Genomic DNA, 2,891 nt, shown 5'->3' on the forward strand with positions numbered 1-2,891 from the left:
CAAAACCCCAACCATTGCAGCTCTCTAGGCTGAATATCAGTGAATTTTTGAAGCTGCTGTTAATCCAGATTCAGGAACTACCCGAAGCAATCGATCGCCGGATCGATTTTGAAAGCCATCTGCCAGCGGGTGAGGTGATGGCGGATATCAATAAGTTAAAACAAGTTTTTATCAATCTGTTTCGGAATGCCTGTGAAGCGATCGATCCCCACAAAAGCGTTAGTTGTTCGCTCGGTAGTGAAATCGACTCGAACTACATTAGGATTCAAATCTATAATGGTGGAGAGCAGATTCCACCAGAGTTGTTGCCCCAACTCACTACACCCTTCTGCTCGTCCAAATCCTCTGGCACTGGATTGGAATTGGCAATTTCCAAGCGAATTATTACAGATCATGATGGAAAACTGACGATCGCCTCTTCTAGCCTGGGAACAACGGTGAGTGTTTATCTGCCGATCTGCTGTTTCGATTGGCAATAGTCATAATAGATCTAAATAAAAATCTGCTGGAGATCGATTTTGTTATTGACGATCGGATCGCCAACAGACTATGAGTTGGCTGTAATTACATCAGTTTTAGCCCAATGGAGCAACACTAAAAGTAGCGTTAAACTTGCGACACCAGATCGCCGCAGAGCGATAATTTGCGAGGTTGATATTAGCAGGAATGGCATAACTTTGGGCACCACTATATTTTTTCAGGCGAGACAGGACTAGATAATCACCACCTTTTAATGCATAATTGGGTGCTTGGGTCGTACCGAGAACATTGCGCGAACGATGCAAGATAACTACCAAATCTGGCCCCTGGCTAGAAGTTTTGAATGCTGAATCCAATTGTAGAAAAGAGCGACCATTTTTGGTGACGATACTGGCACCACCTCTGGTCGCTTGTTCAGCACGAACGAATTGACCGGACTTGATAGTTGCTGCCAATTGCAAAGGACGATCTGAGGTGCTCATCTGAGTTGTCTGTGGGCGGATCTCCATCAGAGAATCGCTCGCCGCAGAGCCAGCAGGAACCCGATCTTGGGTTGCAGCTTTTGCCGAACTTATTAATACTAAAGAAGCCAAACACAGGATCGATACTTTGATGAATTTCATAATTAAATATTCCTTGTTTATGACAGTAAGCCACTGATAATGAGCAGGAATCTATGGCTTGGTTGTGGGAGTTGCTTTTGGATCGCCCTTCATGGCATCGCCTTTATCTTTCATTGCGTCACCTTTCATGGCATCACCCTTCATGGCATCACCTTTCATCGCGTCAGGGGTTGCAGTTGGCGTAGGAGAACAAGAAGTAAGAGTAGTAGACAGAATGAGTCCAGCAATGAGAACTAAGACTTTCCAGTTTTTGGTGTAGTTGACACCTGTGAATACAGTAGCTAATTTCATGAATTACTCCCGATCGATTGTCGATCGATATAATGTGTTCGAGTGAGCCGAATGTGGCTCGACTTGGCGGCAATTTGATTAGAACCTGGAGCTACTTGAGTAGAAACTGTGCTAGATGTTGTTGCTGCGGTTGCAGCTTCGATGGAACTCATTCCCATCATGGTGACGGCTAAACCAGTAACAATAGTCAAAATTTTGCGAGTCAGAGTTGATTTCATCATTATGATTGAGTTTCGATAAGATTCTAGTTGGATATACAAACGTAACGTCCGATCGGATTCATTTATTAATAGATTTATCGATTGAGGTAAATCTGTTGAAATGATTCATCGGCTCGTTAAGTTAAGTATGTCTGACAATGCTAGGATTTATCTGAAAAAAAACTATGAATTCCCTAAGTTTATTCTGAGAATTTTCTTATGCCATTTTCAGCATTCTCTCAGCATTTTTTTGCAAATAGCCTCTGACTATAATATCAAAGCGATCGCTAAATACCTCCAAACCATTCATAACCTTGCTCTTCCCAATAACCTTTGCCAAATCTAAACCCGCCCCATTGAACGATTGCCGCCCAACCTTCGACGCAGACATGTTGCATCACGATCGATGTTTGAGGGAGTTGTTTTAATGCGTTTAAGTTCAGTTCCATCGGAAATTTCACTTCGCCATCAATAGTCAGCCGATATTCATCGCGATCGATTTCGGGAGTACCATACCAAGATAAATAATAGAGAAATTGTTACAGTCAAAATGAACTAACATGACGACTGCTATACGCGATCGCCAGCAGCGGAATTCCCGCTCCTAAGCCGTAGACAGTCAATAATGCTAGCGCACCCAAAACGGCTCTCCTCTGAAAACCGGGTAAAATGTAGCGACAGCTACGTTTTACCCTCATACTGGCTATGAACTTTCACCTGAATTCTCTTCTTGATTTATCTCAAGCTACAGTTTTCACTTGTTACCATGAAACGGATTTTATTTGTTTGCACTTACAATTAAATAATCTCGGAATTACTTGCCATAACTGTCAAAGTTACAGAGAGAACTAAAAAAAGACTGGGGTACACCGCAACGGCTCAGTTTAGATGAGTTCAGTCGAAGAAAAGGAAAAGGTAACTTTGCAACAATCATAACCAATTTAGATGAAGGCTCTTTAGCTGATACACTGGAGAAACATTTGCCGGAGATTGCTAATTATTTTTTAAATAGAACTACGAGTGGTGTCACCGAAGGTATTAATACTAGGATTAAGTTAATTCTCTGCCAAAGTTACGGTTTTGCTAGTTTCAAATCGATGAGAGAAAAACTGTAACTTCTAAATAAAGTGATATATTGACAAAACAATTGGGTTTTAACGATCAGGATGCCCGATCAATAGCTTAAATTAGATCATCAACAGAGGTCGCACCGACTGGATATGCCAACGCGATCGAAACGCTCATTTCGACAATTGCAAACACGAGTTGCGGAACTAGAACGATCCCTCGATCGACT

General features: G+C 42.0%; 6 protein-coding genes. 2 read left to right on the forward strand and 4 right to left on the reverse strand.

The genetic code is table 11. The features are described 5' to 3' along the window. A partial coding sequence (locus tag RMO27_RS19450; RefSeq protein ID WP_309735623.1) for an ATP-binding protein occupies positions 1–479 on the forward strand: 479 nt, incomplete at its 5' end. Positions 480–575: 96 nt separating this feature from the next. Here RMO27_RS19450 and RMO27_RS19455 read toward each other — a convergent pair. The 4 genes from RMO27_RS19455 to RMO27_RS19470 all read right to left on the reverse strand — a co-directional run bounded on the left by RMO27_RS19455 (position 576) and on the right by RMO27_RS19470 (position 2,094). Beyond that, a complete protein-coding gene (locus RMO27_RS19455; protein ID WP_309735625.1) occupies positions 576–1,103 on the reverse strand; it encodes a DM13 domain-containing protein in 528 nt (175 codons plus the stop codon). A gap of 51 nt (positions 1,104–1,154) precedes the next feature. After that, positions 1,155–1,394, reverse strand: a complete 240-nt coding sequence (locus RMO27_RS19460) for a pentapeptide MXKDX repeat protein (RefSeq protein WP_309735627.1) — start codon at positions 1,392–1,394, stop codon at positions 1,155–1,157. Next, positions 1,391–1,612 (reverse strand): hypothetical protein, encoded by a 222-nt coding sequence (locus RMO27_RS19465; protein ID WP_309735628.1) that lies wholly within the window; start codon positions 1,610–1,612, stop codon positions 1,391–1,393. The genes RMO27_RS19460 and RMO27_RS19465 overlap by 4 nt, the downstream gene beginning before the upstream one ends. Positions 1,613–1,881: 269 nt before the next feature. After that, the gene (locus tag RMO27_RS19470) at positions 1,882–2,094 is read right to left on the reverse strand and encodes a molybdopterin-dependent oxidoreductase (protein WP_309735631.1); all 213 of its coding nucleotides are present in this window, start codon (positions 2,092–2,094) and stop codon (positions 1,882–1,884) included. A gap of 432 nt (positions 2,095–2,526) precedes the next feature. Here RMO27_RS19470 and RMO27_RS23995 point away from each other — a divergent pair, with 432 nt between their 5' ends. Further along, positions 2,527–2,709, forward strand: coding sequence for a transposase (locus RMO27_RS23995; RefSeq protein WP_396133765.1), 183 nt, complete (start codon positions 2,527–2,529; stop codon positions 2,707–2,709). Positions 2,710–2,891: the final 182 nt, after the last annotated feature.

This window comes from Chamaesiphon sp. OTE_75_metabat_556 (assembly GCF_031378165.1).
GTDB lineage: Bacteria > Cyanobacteriota > Cyanobacteriia > Cyanobacteriales > Chamaesiphonaceae > Chamaesiphon.